The organism is Candidatus Sericytochromatia bacterium, assembly GCA_035285325.1.
GTDB lineage: Bacteria > Cyanobacteriota > Sericytochromatia > S15B-MN24 > JAQBPE01 > JAYKJB01.
Genome location: JAYKJB010000137.1, coordinates 1 through 13,517, shown reverse-complemented (window position 1 = coordinate 13,517; position 13,517 = coordinate 1). Strand labels below are relative to the sequence as shown.

The following is a 13,517-nucleotide window of genomic DNA, read 5'->3' as shown; positions in this document are numbered from 1 at the left end:
GGTCGCCAGGCTCGCCTGCTCCAGGCGGCCCACCGACTGCACGTTCTGCTGCTTCGTGTGGATCACGGGCACGATCAGGTAGTCACCGTGCAGCGTCGAGCCGCCGTCGCCCGTCTCCTTCTTCAGGTAGTCGAGCGTGGGGTTGCCCACGAAGAAGTTGTCCACCGGGGTGTTCGAGAGGAAGTTCTGACCGTGAGCCGTGTAAACGGCATCCCAGTCGATGCTGCCATGCTGGCCGGGCTTTGCCATGTGAGAGTCTCCTGCTGAGTAGGGCCGCTAGAGCGTCAGCTCTGGGAAGCGGCGTTGTTCAAGTCGCGTTCGGACCAGCCAAACCTCTCCAGGATCTGCTGCCGCGTCAGGGCCCGAACAGCCTTCTTGTCGCCAGGGGCGATCTTGCTGTTCTGAGACGACTGCGTAGCCGACGTGGAAAGACCTGCCGGTGAGATCGCTCTCTTGGCGAACCCAGCGTCCTTGGCCTGCTTGCCCTTGATGCTCTCCAGCTCCCGCTTCACGGCTGCGCGCTCAAGGAACGGCGAGAATAGATGGCCGGTGTTCTCCGGCGTAAAGGCATCCTCGCCGTAATGCGATACGGCATCTGCCCACGCCTGCTTGAACCCAGTCTCATCCAGCCGATCCTGCCAGTCAGAGTACAGAGACTTGGCCGACTCGACGACTCGCTGGCGGGTGCTGACAGGAGCGATGATCCGCTCTTGCAGCATTTGCTCTGCGATGACCTTGGCCTGCTTGGCCGCCTCATCGCGGATAGCCTTCCAGATCGTCTCGTTGTCAGCCTGAGTCAGGTCAACGAGCTCTTCGGCCTTTGGCGAACTGGCGGAGCTAGCGTCGCCCTGGGCGAAAAGGTCGGCAATTGCCTGCCTCGCACCCGGCATCGACTCCAGCGCCTCCCAGGCCTGTGCCTTGCGCTCATACTCTGCAGCTGCCTGCGCCTTCCGCGTGTAATCCGCTTGCCACGCCTTTAACGCAGCTCGCGCATCTGCGGGGAGTTGAGAAGCCTCTAGGGCAGACCGTAACGCCGGATCTGCCACGAAAGAGAAATCGGACTTCCTCGCACCAGACTGGGCATTGCCCGTGGTCTGGCCCTCAAGGGCCTCGTCCGCCGCCTGCGCCTCACCAAGTTGCTCTCCCGCGCCCGGAGACCCATCTTGAGTGGAGCTGGCCTCAAGCCGCTCCTTGCTCAAGTCAAGAGCCTGTTCCGTCGTCTCGGGGAGTCCCGAATCGGCCTCGGTCACTTCGACCTCCAATGCCACGGGAACGTCCCATGGCGAGTTAGTTCAAATCATACACCCCACTTTAGGTGCGGACGTTGCGGGCGGCCGCGGCCTCATTCCCCGCCGTTGTGGGGCCCTCCGCGCGACTTGACTCGCTGGGTCCCTGGGCCCCGGCCGCTCCGCCAGCCATCCCCATTCGGAGCATTAGGTCATCTTGCGTCCATGCAATGCGTCGAGGCCGGCCCACATCTAGGGCCATCAAGATCTCCTCGATAATTGGGCTGGCGTCATACACCGGGAGGCCCGTCTTGGGGTCGGCATAGCCCATCGTGAGTTGCAGGGCATCGCCCAGCTGCTTGATCCGCACGGCCTGGTCGGCCTTGGCCCGACTGGCTGACTTCAGGACGATGGCGTCGCCCTCAAGGCTACTGGACTGCCATGCGGCCATAAGGTCCTCGTACCCAGGCCCCATGATGGCCGCGATCTTTTCGGGTGGGTACAGGCCAATAGAGAGCATCGACCGGATAATTTCGGCCGCACGGGCCATGTCCTCTTCGAGCGACCGGATCACATGGTCGGCCTGATTTCGGCCGGCAGAGACGCTAATCTGCTCGGCAGTGGCAGTTCCGGCCTGGGGCTGGCTGGTCAGGTCGGCCAGGGGCATGCCGACCATGGCGGACCACTGGGCCTCGAGTCGGGCAATTAGCTCGACAATGCGGTAAGCCTCGCCCGTGAACTGGATGGGAAGAACCATCCCGCCGGGCTCGACGCCGGCCGGACGTCGGATAAAGGCGCCATCGACGCCCTCGGTCAGGTCGGCAATTGCCTCGTCATCAAGGCTGTCGCTGACCTCATAGCATCGCACGCTGTGGCGCTTTACCGAAGCCATGGCGAAATTGTGAAGCTTGGTAATCTCGCGTTGGATCGGGTAGCCCGCCTCGATCAGGGGGATGCCCGTAGTTCGCTCGGGCTTGTTCATGGCGTGCTTGAGCGGAGCCGAGACGACGCACGGGAAAAACCCGGGGATTGCCGGTTCACCGGTCGTCTTGTTGACGTACGGATAGGTCTCGTCAACCTCAAGGAACTCGTCCATCTGCTCGCTGATGTAATGGCGGCAGGCGTATTCCTTGTCCCACACCTCCCAAAACACGAAGCGGGAATTCTCGTCCTCTAGACCCTCTCCCTCGCGACTCTCAACCGGCTCAATGCCATCCATGGGGCCGAACTTGCTGGGGACAATGTTTCCCCTGGCGTGGGGAGTAAACCCATCAAACTTCTTCGCCTCTTCCAGGCTCATGACAACACGGCGGGCCATCCACCGGACATCGCGAAGATCGGCGACATCGTGGCTCCACCGCACATCATGGCCGATAGACAGGCGCCTGGCCCAGATCTTGCGCTTTTCCACAGAAGGGTTTGAGGGATCCTTCCGCTCCTTCTTGAGCAGCTCTAACTGGTTAATGGCCGCGTTGGCGAGGGCATCATGCGCCCCCATCGGCATAGCGATGCGACTCACCTCGTCCTGCATCACGGACTGGATGCCGGCAATCGCCATTTGGCGATCTTGCCCAGGAAGTGCATCTACGTCCCCGGCAAGAGCTCTCTGGATCGTGTCGCTCGGGGACTCGCTGGCGCCCTCGGCCGTCTCCAGGTCGATAACGTCCGCGTGGAACCCATACCAAACGCAGGTGCTGCCAAAGCCGCAAACATCAAAAATAGCCTGCTTCCACTCTCGCTGCGAGCCACTTTCCATCCATACGCGCAGCAACAGCTCGTTGAGCATAACGGCAAAATGCTCGTCGCCCGTAGCGTTGCGGGGCACTTTGATGACTGGCGCATCGCCGGCAACCTGGCTTTGCAACCATACCGCGTAGCGAAACGACAGCGGCACGGTCTGCTCGCCGTATACGCTGTCGGCGTACGCCTCGCTGATGTTGCGATAAGCCGTCCAGTCTCGAACGCCATCGCTCAATGCCAGGGCGCGCTCAAACTCCTCGCGCTCGCGCCGCACCCGATCGAACATTAGGCCCGATGCCTTTAGACGACCCTGCCAAACGCCAATCTTGATGCCGGACTTTGTACCCTTGTCCTTCTTCACCGGCTACACCGGGTTGTCGTTGCTTGGAGACTCGGCGCTTGCGCTGGACCCGTAGATCTCACTGAGGGTAGGGGCCGGCTTCCCGTCCATCGAGTCGGTGTACGACTTCCATGCAGAATCGGCCATGTGTCGAAGATGCTTGAAGTTCCGACCAGAAAGAACCGACATGACGTAGAACTGCGCGTAAAACTGCGCCTTGGGAACGGGAGTCTCGTCACGCTTGCTCAAGAACTCCTGCATCGCCTTGAGCTGGCCCGCGGCCTGGGCCAGGGCGGTCTCGAGTCGCTGCACATCGGCCAGTCGGGCCCGGCGACCGTCAGAACTGGCCTCGTCGTCATTGATCTCGTCTCGTACGCGCATGGGACCTCCGGGGAAGCGTATAGCCTACCACCCTGTGTTAGAGTCCTGCCCGTGACCGAACGACCTCCCGAGCACTGGGTGACCTTGGCGCGAATTGTGACCAAAGGCGACCGCGACCAGGCCGAACGGCTTGCCAGCATCCTTTGGTCCCGGCATGGCGTACCTGGGGTAGACGCTTACATCCAGAACGGTCAGATCGTGGTCAGCCACCCAGGCGGCATCCCGGGCCTTGAAAGCGGGTGGGAGCGCGTCGTCAGCCTTTGAAGGGCCATAGCTTCCGCTTGCGGCGGGCCTTCTTCTCCATCAGGTCGAACCATTCGCTGGCGACCTTGATTTCGCCGTCCCCCTCAACCCGGATGTATTCAGGCTGCGGCTCCTTGAGCTGGGCTCGATGGCCCTGGCGGACCCTCTCCGCGACCATGCATGCCGCCGCCACCGAGTCGTCATGGCATCCCTCAGGGGCGCTGTAGGACCATACCCCCGATGCCCGCTTTTCGCGCGTGTACATCCTGAACTCTGTCTTTTGCCATGGCACATTTAGCATCTTCCACTCGACGTGCTGGAAGGCCAGGCGGGCTTCCGTGATGTCGTTGACCTTGACCGCGTTGGACTTCCACTTCCGGTCTACCACCCCGTCCCGGTAGCGGTCAGCCAACCGCTGGACGATAGGGGCGCCCATGCCGTTGCCGTCGGCGTAGATGTCGGCATTGTTGTAGATCTGCCGCACCTCATGGAGCATCTGGAGGACCGTGTCGTACTTTTCGCCCCGAATGCGGTACAGGGCCACCTGTTCGCGCTTGTCAAGCCGCCAGACCGAGAAGATGTTGTAGTCCTCGTGGCTGGCAATGTCGAAGCCAATCAGGCACTTGACGCCCGGAGGAACGGGGTCTTTTGCCCGCCAGTGCCCAGGACTGATCTCGTCGCATGGGATGCTGAACACCTCGTCCAGGCGCTCAAAAACGGCGCCTTCCTCGTCCAGCCACTCGCCAAGGATCTCTTCCCGATACACATCCTGGGTCATGCCCTGGGCCATAAAGGCGATGTTTTCGGGCGTGTTGGCCGGGTTGGCCGAGCTTGGGGCTGAAAGGCACCTGTGCGTTGGGTAGGCGCTTCGATCCGTGCCCATGAGCCACTCGGCTCGGGCCCAGACGAACCCCACGCCTACTCGTTTGGGGGTGCCCAGCAGCAGGGCCTTGCCCTTGCGCGCCATGAGCATGGGCAGGATGGTGGCCCGCCAGGCTGCCTCGGCAATGTCGCACATCTCGTCCACGACCCACAGGTCGCTGTTGTCGCCGCGGATGTTGTCGTGATCTTCAAGCGAGTGGAAGATCAGGCGCCCGCCTTCCGGGTTGCGTCCAATCGGGCCCAGCTCGATGGTCAGCTGCTGGTCCCTCTTGCGCTTGATCAGCGGCTTGAGGTTATGGCACATCTCCTCGTAGACCTGGCCGGCGCGCTTGTAGGTCGGGGCCCCATAGTCGCCCTTGAAAAACGACCCGTGCCGGGCCAACGACTCTATCAGGGCCATCTTGCAGCCCTCGGTCTTGCCCACCTGGCGGCCTGTACCGACAACCACGACGCGGACGCCGGGCTCTTCGAGCAACGCCTGCAGAATCTGTTTCTGCACTACGTTGGGTTGAATTCCCGCGTCAATGGCGTCGCGTTGCGTCAATTGATCAACACGTTCCTGACGATGGCCGGAGTACGCGGGCCGACATAGGCCCCGACGCAGTTGTACTCAACGTACTCCACCGCGTCCTCGTAGGTGAGCCCGTCGCGCTCGACAAGCAGCTCGACCATGCGCTCGTAGCTGTAAACAGCCCGTGCGGGCTGCCCACAGGTCTCCTCGATGCCGATGAAGGCCAACGAAAAACCGTCCATCTGCAGGATCTCGGGGTCATGGCTTTGGATCGCTGCCGTCACCCGCGAGCTGAACATGGCCTCCTGGTCCTGGACTTCCTTCTTGCCGCTCTTCTTGCGCTTGGTCATTTGGTGATCCTTGGTTGGGGGGAGGCCCGGATGATACCAAATCTGGCCCCGTAACAACTTCTGCCTTGACCTCGATGACCTGGTTGTTCAGTAGGGACCGCCATGGCAACGGCTGTGCGCGAACCTCATGCTGCACCGTATCCCGCTTGCCGAACCGCTCGGGCAGGATGCGCTCGAGGAGCCATGCCGTAGCCTTCCAGTCCCGCTGCCCATGGGCGTCGATGTTCTGGAGGCTGCGGGTGACGAACTCGGCCCTGGCCCGGTCATAGGCCGCCATCCAGTCTGCGTCCTCCTTGAGCTGGCGGGCCTGGGCCTTGGTCAGCCCGACCGATTGGCAGGCATCGGCATACTTGGCCCCAGCCGCCCAGGCCAAAGCAATCTGGGTCGCCTGCTCGGCCGACAGCCATTGGGGGCGGCCGCTAGACGCCATCGGGGATCTTGACCTTCTGCCAATACCATCCAAAATGCTCATCACCCAACTCGGCCTTTGCCATGGTGATATCGATATTGACAACGCCCTCGTTTTCCTGGTTCATGGCCTGGGCCGGCACGGAGGCAAAAAGATGCTTCTCGCCGCCCGGCAACTTCATGTTCTGGACCTTGACAAAAAACCCATGGAAATGGGGCACATCCAGGATGTGCCAGCCAGCCTTGCTAGGCCAGATTTGCCATGCGGGACTCTTTGTGTTTTTGGGCTTCTTGCTCAAGCTGTGACTCCGTGGCGCCCATGAACAGGCACCGACCTTCGTCTAGCGACCAGGCAATCCAGATACTGCCCTCGCGCCGGACAACGACAGGATGGCCGCAAGCGGCAGAAGCGCGAAGGGAAAGTCGCACCTCAACGCTGCTCATCGCCTCGATCACGCGCGGCCCTCTCCCGCCAACCCTTGTCCCAACCCTCGCGCCAGGCCTTGGCCTGCCATGTCCCGCTCTTGAACGGGCACTCCCAGCTAGGGACGTTCATCGACCAGCCCGCCAAATAGCCCTCTCGAGCTATCTCCAGGCGCCGGCCGTCATCCACATCACCGCCGTCATGGTCTCGGATCCGCCGACGCCGCTCCCTGGGCGTTTCCACACCCATGCTGCGGTCTACCTCCTCCGCCTCCAAGTCGCGCAACTGCCACTTGTGCGGGCTTGTCTTTCGGCCTCTGGATCTGTCTGAACCCATGGCGAAATTCTAGCACAGGCGTGGAGCCAATAGGAAGGCTTATGAGACTCTATAAGCCTTTATAGCCATGTAGCCTCACCCATGCTCTCATGGCCGTGTGGGGCATCGTAAGGCCGTATGAGACTCTATGTACGCTTTGTGGACGGGGGTGGGGGGGAGGATGTTAGAAAGAGACAATGTTCCACCGGAAGAGCGAGCGAAGCGAGCGGCGGGCGAGCGAAGCGAGCGCGATTTGGGCGGGCGTAGATTGCAGGACGGTATTGATAGGTCCGCCAGGCGTTGATTGCAGGGCGCCCCCCCGCCCCCGCCCCCCACGGCTAATCCGCCACGGCCTGCGGCGGAATAGCTGGTGCCGGCCTTGCCCGGCCGGGCGGGCTGGCCGGCGGGCTGGCCGGCGGGCGGGCTGGCCGGCCGGCCGGGCGAGCTGGGCCGGCGGCCTCGTGGGCTCGTGGGCCGGCCGGGCGGCCCGCCGGCCTCGTCGGCCGTCCTGGCATGCACGCGGCCCCGCGCGCCGGGCGGGCTGGGCCGGCGGCATCGTGGCCTCGTGGGCCGGCGGCCTCGTGGGCCGGCGGCCTCGTGGCCTCGTGGGCCGTCGGCCGGGTCGGCCGGCGGGCGGGCGGGCGGTGGCCGGTAGGACGGCGGCGCCCTGCAGGCTGCTGGCGCCGGGCGGCCGGCCTCCCTCCCTCCTCCCGCGGGCCCGCCTCCCTCCCTCCATCCCGCTTCGCCTATGCCCGCTGAGGCACGGTGCGAACCCTCCCTCCCGCCGATACGATAGCACGAACCGAGGCGCTAAAGGCTTGAGTGTGTCGTGCCGATCGTGTACACACTAGAGGCGACGTGGACCTGCCCACAAGCCGTGGGCGCGCGTCGCAAGTGGAGGCTTCGATGCGAACCGAGGGCCGGTGCGAGCACTGCGGATTCTGGAATGACGGATTCGACTGCGAGGGCGAGGTGTGCGCGGAGTGCGCCGCCGGCCGGTCGATCTGCCACGGGTGCGGGCGCGAGCCCGAGTCGCGCAAGCGGCCGGTGCTTGATTGGTTCGTCGTCGTCTTCGTGCTCGTGGTGCTCCTGGCACTGCTGGCGTAGAAAGGAAACCCATGCGCCTCTTGAACGTCAACGGCAAGCTGTCCATGCCTGTGCCCGGCGCGCGCTTGCGGCTCGCTGGCCTCTCGTTCGCGCCGGCCGATCGATCGGGAGTGAACGTCTGCCCGAAGAGCACGCCCGGGTGCCGCGCGGCGTGCGTACTCTGGTTCGGTGGTCGTACGGTCATGCAGGCGACGCGTGACGCGGCCGTGCGTCGCACGCTGGCCTTCCTGCAGGACCGCCAGGCCTTCCTACGTGACTTGCGCGCGGACCTGCGCGCGCTGGCCCGCGCTGCGCGCAAGCGTCGCGCGGTGCCCGTGGTCCGGCTGAACGTCGCCAGCGATATCGATTGGGCGCGAGTCGCGCCCGACGTGTTCCGCGATGCCGCCGCGCTCGGCATCAAGGTCTACGATTACTCCAAGGATGCCGCGCGCGTACTGCGGGAGCTCGCGCGCCGCGATGCCGGCCGGCGGTCCAGGCTATGCCGGGCGGCAGTGCCAGCGTGCAACCCTGATTCCGTGGTTTGGGCGCGTGGCCCGCTGGCGCCGTGGAATCTCACACTCAGTGTGTCAGAGGTCACGACGTTTCAGGAAGCCAAGGCAGTGCACGATGCTGGCGGCAACCTTGCGACGGTATTTGCAGTGCGGTACTACTCCGCCGGCGGGCGTGGCCGGTTCGGGGAAGTACCGGCTACCGTCGTCTACCGCGACGCGGTGACCGGCGAGGAGTTTCGCACGCGCACGGTGGACGGCGACAAGCACGATGCCAGGCTGCCGCGGTTCGACGGCCGAGGGGTCACGGTCGCCCTCCGCAATAAGGGCACGCTTGCGGCCAAGGCGGCCGCGGTGGAGTCCGGCTTCGCGAAGGCAGGCGCGCCCGGCTGGCGGGACCGCCCGGCGAAGCGGCGGCGCGGGACTGCGGTCGTGGTGCTGGCGCACGGCGCCGCCGGCGGTGCCCGATGAGCCTGCACGCGCTCGTGACGCTGCCTGCCGATCGGGTGGAGGCGGCGGTACAGGCGTGCCGCGCCTATGCGGTCGATCGCGTGTCGATGTACTCCGGCGATGGATACGTCGCGCTGGCGCTGTATTGGGCCGGAATGCCTGAGCACGGCAAGCGTCCCTCGTGGATCTTCGGCTATCCCGGGAGCAGCTTCGACGGCGGCCAGCCGACGGCCCTGCAGGCGGCGGAGTTCGTCGCCCGTGCAGTCGCGCACCTGCACGGCGGCACGTTCATGGTGGCGCTGGATCTCGCGTCGTGAGCTGGCGCGGTGCTCCTGGCACGCGCAAGGGCCGGCCGGCACGCCCGGCCGGCCCGCCCCCGGCCGCCCCCGCACCGGGCGGCCCGGGGCCCGGACCGGGGCCCGACGCGGCGCCCGGCGTCGCGCCCGGGCCCGGGCCGGCCCCCGCGGCACCGCGCACCGACGCGTGCCCGTTCTGCGATGACGGGCTAGCCGAGGAATGCCAGGCTCCGGCGGCGCCTTCCGTCAATCACCGCGAAGTGTGGTTCTTGTGTCCCTCGTGCGGCGAGCTATACCCTCGCACCACCGATGAATTGACGGACCGCTAGATCCCTGGCACATTCTGGCCGGCGCGCCGCGGGTGGCGGCGCCTCGGCCGGCACAACCCACCCACCCTGACTTGGAGTCCAGATGACCACCGAACCCTCGCCCGACACCGTCACCATCACCCTCACGCGCGACCAGGTGCAACCGCTGCTGGACGCTATCGAAGACGCGATCAACCTGCTGCACCTGTCGTTCAACGGCGAAGACGACGACGACGGCGTAGAAGTGCAGCGCATCGAACGCGTCCAGCGCAACCTGCTAGCCCTTAACTCTCTCGAATTCAAGCTCGAAAGCCTCCACAACCCCCGCAACGCCCGCTAGGGCAGAAAGCACGAACATGCCTCGCACCCCGAACCGCCACGAAAGGTACCTCTTCGCGCTGTCGCGCATGTTGCGCGCCTGCCTGATGCCGCGCCGGCGCCCGAGCCGGGCCTACGCGCGCATCTACCGCACCGTGATGCAGATGGCCGGCCGCGCGCCGCTGCCGCACCACCGCCCCACCCTCACCGACATGTTGGAGATGATCACCGCCGACGCGGCCAGCGCGCTCGGCCAGGAGCGTGGGAGGATCGTCGCCATGAGCACGGCCATGGCCCTCACGCGCGAGGAGGCCGACCGCGTCGCGCGCAAGGTGGACTACCCGACCGATCAGATGGAGCTGGTCGAAAGCATTCTTGGCGGGCGCAACCCGCTTGACCGCGTGCTCGACGAGGATTCCGCGGGCGTCCCGGGCCTCGCGGCCGCGGCCTGCATCCCGCTAGAAAGCCTCGCACAGCGCCACAAGAACTACAGCTCGTGGGACTACGATGTCCGCCACGCCGAGACCGAGGCTATCTGGGAAGGCTTCTGGGAGTCCTTCGGGGAGATGCTCGACCTGCGCCGCGACGGCGACATGGACGGCGTCCGCGACAGCGTCGTCATGGACCAGGCCTACGCGCGCAGCGATGCGGCGAACCCCTCCGGCGAGCCTGTCTGGTGGCGTGTCACCGCTCAGGGCACCACCGCTGGGCGCACGATCGAGCTCGTCTACGACGCCCTCGCGCCCTACCCGCTCGACGCCGCGAGCGAGGCGGCGCGCTCGTGGACCGACGCCGGCATGACGCTGGGCGACGTGCTGGTGCGCCGCCGTGACTAACGGGCGCGCCCCCAGGGCCAGCCGGCTGGTCGTGCGGGCTTCGCCCGACGAGCTGGCCGGCTGGCACCGCGTCGCGTCCGCGATGGGCTGCACCGCGAGCGAGGTGGTGCGGGCCGTGTTCGCCAGGGCCCTGGCCGACATGCGTGCCAGGGAGTCGAGCTCGAGTCCGCCCACCCCACCGCACCGCGATTCGAGGGGACAGTCCGCACCCTCACCCGGGGCCTAATACTGGCCCCTCGTGGCCTCGTCGCGGGATTCTTCGAGGCCGTTCCACAGGTTGCAGCCGGCCAGTCGCAGGAAGATCGCCGGGGTGCCCGTCCAGCAACCTTCGCCCTGTACGCTGCTGAATATGCTGTTTACGCGGTAGTCGCGCATATCCGGGTTGTCTCCATGACCCCCCCTCCCCCCGCGCATCAGCGCAGGGCGAGGAAGGGCGACCCTGCGGGCTTGACCGCCCCGCAGCTCGCGCCCCCAGCGTGCAGTGTCTGGCCTGCAGCCCCAGCCCTTGCGGGCTGCCGGTTCGTTTAGCGGCTGAACTGGGAAGCAAAAGCGCCGGCCCGGGTTGCCCCGGACGCCAAGACCATACCATGCCCAGGGACATCATGCTGAAAATCCGCAAGGTCCACAAAAGTACTATCAAGAATCCTGATAGGCCCATCAGGATTTCTGATGTTGACTTTCCCTGCAACCGACCGATACTCCGTGCGTCAGACACCCATGAGCCGCAAGCGCGGCAGAACGGACACCATGACCAAGGACCCTTCCAGCACCCCGACGTGTGCGCCCTACGTCCTCGGCGGCGACATGCTCAAGAACGAGCGCGGCGAGCCCATCACGGGCGACTCGCGCTACGACGGCGACGGCGGCATCATGCCCAAGCACCGCGTCGTCGTCGCGCTGTACTGCGAGTTCAGCGTGATGCGTTCGAAGTACGGCAGCACGAGCACGCTGAACCAGCTGCCCGACGAGAAGTGGATGCACGACTTCCTGCTGCGCGTCGCGGCGTACGGCACGGAGGACCTGTCGTACTACACGGGCCTCATCATCGAGGAGGCCGGGAACATCATGCGCCGCGAGTGGGAGATCCACCTGGCGGGCCGCATGGTGGGCGACATCATCTGCAGCAGCCCCGGTTACACGAGCGCGCTGTGCGACTCGGTGATGGCCTACTTCGACACGCGCCGGAACGTGATCAGCGCCAGCTACAAGGCGTGGCGCGGGATGTACGACCGCTTCTCGGGCGCGAACTTCGACCAGGAGTTCCGCGCGATGCGCTCGCGGTACGCCAAGGCCAGCGCGGCGTGGTCCTCCGTGACGCCGCTCGCGCAGGAGGTGAGGTAACATGATCGTAGACAAGCTCGAGGCGTGGATCCGCGACGGAATGCCCACGACTCCGGAGCGCGTCGAGCGCGCAAGGGCGCTCATGCGGAAGCACGCTGACATGGCGCTTGGCAACTGGAGCGGCGAGCCGGAGGAGAACCGGCCGCTGGTCACACTGTCGAGCAGCTTCTGGTGCTCGCGCAAGATCCACTACGACCTGATCCGCGCGCCCAAGGAGCGGGTGGCCCCGCGCGCGCTGGACGCCTTTGGCATCGGACAGATGGTCGAAGCCATGCTGGTCAGCAAGTGCATCCTGGCCGGGCTTCCCGTAATGTATCCGACGCCGTACGGCGAGCAGTACCGCCACCACATGATGGTCGCGGGACAGCTGCTGCGCGGCAGCGTTGACATGGTGCTTGAGGACGACCAGGGACGGTTGATCCCCGTCGAAATCAAGAGCATGGCCGACTTCGGGTGGGATTCGGTCAAGCGTAGCGGCAAGATCGACGACACTTTCGGTCATGCCGGCCAGCTTGGCCGATACATTCACCTGATGGACGCCCCGTACGGCATCTACCTGGGCGTCAAGAAGAGCACCGGTCACACCCTCGAGATCCACGTCCAGAAGGACCAGGCGGTGTTTGAGGAGACCACCAGGAGCCTGCAGGAGGCCATGGCCGGACTCCCAGCGATGCCGGCGTGGGCCGCCACCAAGAAGATCGCAGGGTGCGAGCAGATTGACAGCGTTCGCTGTGGATACTGCCCGTATCGTGCGATGTGTTTCCCCGGTTTCGAACAACTCGTCGTCGGCGGCAAGGTCGTGTACCGTACCGCCCCTACCCAGGAGAGCTAGACCATGCGTATCGGAGGCAACTTTGGCGGCGGCAGTGGTGCCGGCGCCGATCCCCGTGAGGCGCCCGAGCCGGACATCTACGAGGCCGTGATCTGCCTCATCGAGCCGGTGGGCAAGCACAAGGAGCGCAACGACCCTGACCGCAGCAAGGAGAAGGTCTGCATCGGCTTCGAGCTCGAGTGGCGCAACTCGAAGGGCCAGCGCGAGATCCTCTTCCGCAAGCACACGCTGGGCCTCTGGAAGAGCCCGGACGGCACGAAGGCGACCGACTTCCGCGTGCTGCTCGACACCGTCTTCCCGGACAAGGTCGCGGGCATCCTCGCGGCCGGCGGCGAGATCGAGACGAACGACTGGGTCGGCCGCCAGGTGCGCGTGCAGGTCGAGACCGACGCGCGCGGCCGGGCCATCATCAAGGGCGTGATGCGGTCCAAGAAGGACGGCACGCCCGAGGCCATGCGCGCCGAGCGTGACTGCAGCCAGCCCTTCGGGCTGTGGAAGTGGCTCATCGAAAACCAGGAGCGGGCCTAGTGGGCCGCCGCAGGAGCCCGGGCGTGGACTTCATCATCACGATGACGGTCCTCGCCCTGGCCCTGCTCCTACTGACGAGGTGCTCCTAGCATGGGTGCCATGAGCAGGCGCAAGGGCAAGAGAGGCGAGCTCGAGGTCGCAGAGCTGCTTCGTGGCCTTGGCGTCGAGGCCCGCCGTGGACAGCAGTTCCACG

17 protein-coding genes are annotated in these 13,517 nt (G+C 65.4%); 9 read left to right on the top strand and 8 right to left on the bottom strand.

The features are described from left to right. The 4 genes from VKP62_16790 to VKP62_16775 all read right to left on the bottom strand — a co-directional run. Positions 1 to 249: hypothetical protein (locus VKP62_16790; protein MEB3198851.1), on the bottom strand; the 249-nt coding region annotated here is incomplete at its 3' end. A 35-nt stretch (positions 250 to 284) separates the two neighbouring features. Then, positions 285 to 1,250, bottom strand: a complete 966-nt coding sequence (locus tag VKP62_16785; protein MEB3198850.1) for a hypothetical protein — start codon at positions 1,248 to 1,250, stop codon at positions 285 to 287. Between the two features lie 61 nt (positions 1,251 to 1,311). Continuing rightward, positions 1,312 to 3,327 (bottom strand): hypothetical protein, encoded by a 2,016-nt coding sequence (locus VKP62_16780; GenBank protein ID MEB3198849.1) that lies wholly within the window; start codon positions 3,325 to 3,327, stop codon positions 1,312 to 1,314. A 3-nt stretch (positions 3,328 to 3,330) separates the two neighbouring features. Then, the gene (locus VKP62_16775) at positions 3,331 to 3,687 is read right to left on the bottom strand and encodes a hypothetical protein (protein ID MEB3198848.1); all 357 of its coding nucleotides are present in this window, start codon (positions 3,685 to 3,687) and stop codon (positions 3,331 to 3,333) included. A 51-nt stretch (positions 3,688 to 3,738) separates the two neighbouring features. Here VKP62_16775 and VKP62_16770 point away from each other — a divergent pair, with 51 nt between their 5' ends. Continuing rightward, positions 3,739 to 3,951 (top strand): hypothetical protein, encoded by a 213-nt coding sequence (locus VKP62_16770; protein MEB3198847.1) that lies wholly within the window; start codon positions 3,739 to 3,741, stop codon positions 3,949 to 3,951. On the opposite strand, the gene VKP62_16765 is transcribed toward VKP62_16770, so the two are convergent. From VKP62_16765 to VKP62_16755, 3 genes are all read right to left on the bottom strand, one after another. Next, positions 3,941 to 5,356, bottom strand: coding sequence for a terminase family protein (locus VKP62_16765; GenBank protein ID MEB3198846.1), 1,416 nt, complete (start codon positions 5,354 to 5,356; stop codon positions 3,941 to 3,943). The two genes, VKP62_16770 and VKP62_16765, sit on opposite strands and share 11 nt — an antisense overlap. Continuing rightward, a complete protein-coding gene (locus VKP62_16760) occupies positions 5,353 to 5,673 on the bottom strand; it encodes a hypothetical protein (GenBank protein MEB3198845.1) in 321 nt (106 codons plus the stop codon). Before VKP62_16760 ends, VKP62_16765 begins: the two co-directional genes overlap by 4 nt. A 419-nt stretch (positions 5,674 to 6,092) precedes the next feature. Beyond that, positions 6,093 to 6,380, bottom strand: a complete 288-nt coding sequence (locus VKP62_16755; protein ID MEB3198844.1) for a hypothetical protein — start codon at positions 6,378 to 6,380, stop codon at positions 6,093 to 6,095. A 1,346-nt stretch (positions 6,381 to 7,726) separates the two neighbouring features. On the opposite strand from VKP62_16755, the gene VKP62_16750 reads away from it, so the two are divergent. From VKP62_16750 to VKP62_16730, 5 genes are all read left to right on the top strand, one after another. Continuing rightward, a complete protein-coding gene (locus VKP62_16750) occupies positions 7,727 to 7,927 on the top strand; it encodes a hypothetical protein (protein MEB3198843.1) in 201 nt (66 codons plus the stop codon). A gap of 11 nt (positions 7,928 to 7,938) precedes the next feature. Continuing rightward, entirely contained in the window at positions 7,939 to 8,886 is a 948-nt protein-coding gene (locus VKP62_16745) for a hypothetical protein (GenBank protein ID MEB3198842.1), read from the top strand. Next, positions 8,883 to 9,182 (top strand): hypothetical protein, encoded by a 300-nt coding sequence (locus VKP62_16740; protein ID MEB3198841.1) that lies wholly within the window; start codon positions 8,883 to 8,885, stop codon positions 9,180 to 9,182. The genes VKP62_16745 and VKP62_16740 overlap by 4 nt, the downstream gene beginning before the upstream one ends. A gap of 390 nt (positions 9,183 to 9,572) precedes the next feature. Beyond that, on the top strand, positions 9,573 to 9,809 hold the full coding sequence (locus VKP62_16735; GenBank protein ID MEB3198840.1) for a hypothetical protein: 237 nt from the start codon (positions 9,573 to 9,575) through the stop codon (positions 9,807 to 9,809). 16 nt (positions 9,810 to 9,825) lie between these two features. Further along, positions 9,826 to 10,623 (top strand): hypothetical protein, encoded by a 798-nt coding sequence (locus tag VKP62_16730; protein MEB3198839.1) that lies wholly within the window; start codon positions 9,826 to 9,828, stop codon positions 10,621 to 10,623. Positions 10,624 to 10,845: 222 nt separating this feature from the next. On the opposite strand, the gene VKP62_16725 is transcribed toward VKP62_16730, so the two are convergent. Then, positions 10,846 to 10,998: a hypothetical protein gene (locus VKP62_16725; protein ID MEB3198838.1), complete on the bottom strand. Its 153-nt coding sequence runs from the start codon at positions 10,996 to 10,998 to the stop codon at positions 10,846 to 10,848. A gap of 372 nt (positions 10,999 to 11,370) precedes the next feature. Between VKP62_16725 and VKP62_16720 the strand changes: the two genes are divergently transcribed. Genes VKP62_16720 through VKP62_16710 form a run of 3 tightly spaced genes read left to right on the top strand, consistent with a single transcriptional unit; the run spans position 11,371 to position 13,324 of the window. Further along, positions 11,371 to 11,964 carry a hypothetical protein gene (locus VKP62_16720; protein MEB3198837.1) on the top strand — a complete coding sequence of 198 codons (594 nt, stop codon included), beginning with the start codon at positions 11,371 to 11,373 and terminating at the stop codon, positions 11,962 to 11,964. A 1-nt stretch (position 11,965) separates the two neighbouring features. Continuing rightward, entirely contained in the window at positions 11,966 to 12,796 is an 831-nt protein-coding gene (locus tag VKP62_16715; protein ID MEB3198836.1) for a PD-(D/E)XK nuclease family protein, read from the top strand. Between the two features lie 3 nt (positions 12,797 to 12,799). Continuing rightward, positions 12,800 to 13,324: a hypothetical protein gene (locus VKP62_16710; protein ID MEB3198835.1), complete on the top strand. Its 525-nt coding sequence runs from the start codon at positions 12,800 to 12,802 to the stop codon at positions 13,322 to 13,324. The last annotated feature ends 193 nt before the right edge of the window (positions 13,325 to 13,517 follow it).

What these genes read in the sequence shown, in the direction of transcription:
- VKP62_16775 (MEB3198848.1), bottom strand. Translation starts at nt 3,687, where the DNA reads ATGCGCGTACGAGACGAGATCAATGACGACGAGGCCAGTTCTGACGGT.
- VKP62_16735 (MEB3198840.1), top strand. Translation starts at nt 9,573, where the DNA reads ATGACCACCGAACCCTCGCCCGACACCGTCACCATCACCCTCACGCGC.
- VKP62_16730 (MEB3198839.1), top strand. Translation starts at nt 9,826, where the DNA reads ATGCCTCGCACCCCGAACCGCCACGAAAGGTACCTCTTCGCGCTGTCG.
- VKP62_16750 (MEB3198843.1), top strand. Translation starts at nt 7,727, where the DNA reads ATGCGAACCGAGGGCCGGTGCGAGCACTGCGGATTCTGGAATGACGGA.
- VKP62_16760 (MEB3198845.1), bottom strand. Translation starts at nt 5,673, where the DNA reads ATGACCAAGCGCAAGAAGAGCGGCAAGAAGGAAGTCCAGGACCAGGAG.
- VKP62_16740 (MEB3198841.1), top strand. Translation starts at nt 8,883, where the DNA reads ATGAGCCTGCACGCGCTCGTGACGCTGCCTGCCGATCGGGTGGAGGCG.
- VKP62_16725 (MEB3198838.1), bottom strand. Translation starts at nt 10,998, where the DNA reads ATGCGCGACTACCGCGTAAACAGCATATTCAGCAGCGTACAGGGCGAA.
- VKP62_16745 (MEB3198842.1), top strand. Translation starts at nt 7,939, where the DNA reads ATGCGCCTCTTGAACGTCAACGGCAAGCTGTCCATGCCTGTGCCCGGC.
- VKP62_16720 (MEB3198837.1), top strand. Translation starts at nt 11,371, where the DNA reads ATGACCAAGGACCCTTCCAGCACCCCGACGTGTGCGCCCTACGTCCTC.
- VKP62_16710 (MEB3198835.1), top strand. Translation starts at nt 12,800, where the DNA reads ATGCGTATCGGAGGCAACTTTGGCGGCGGCAGTGGTGCCGGCGCCGAT.
- VKP62_16715 (MEB3198836.1), top strand. Translation starts at nt 11,966, where the DNA reads ATGATCGTAGACAAGCTCGAGGCGTGGATCCGCGACGGAATGCCCACG.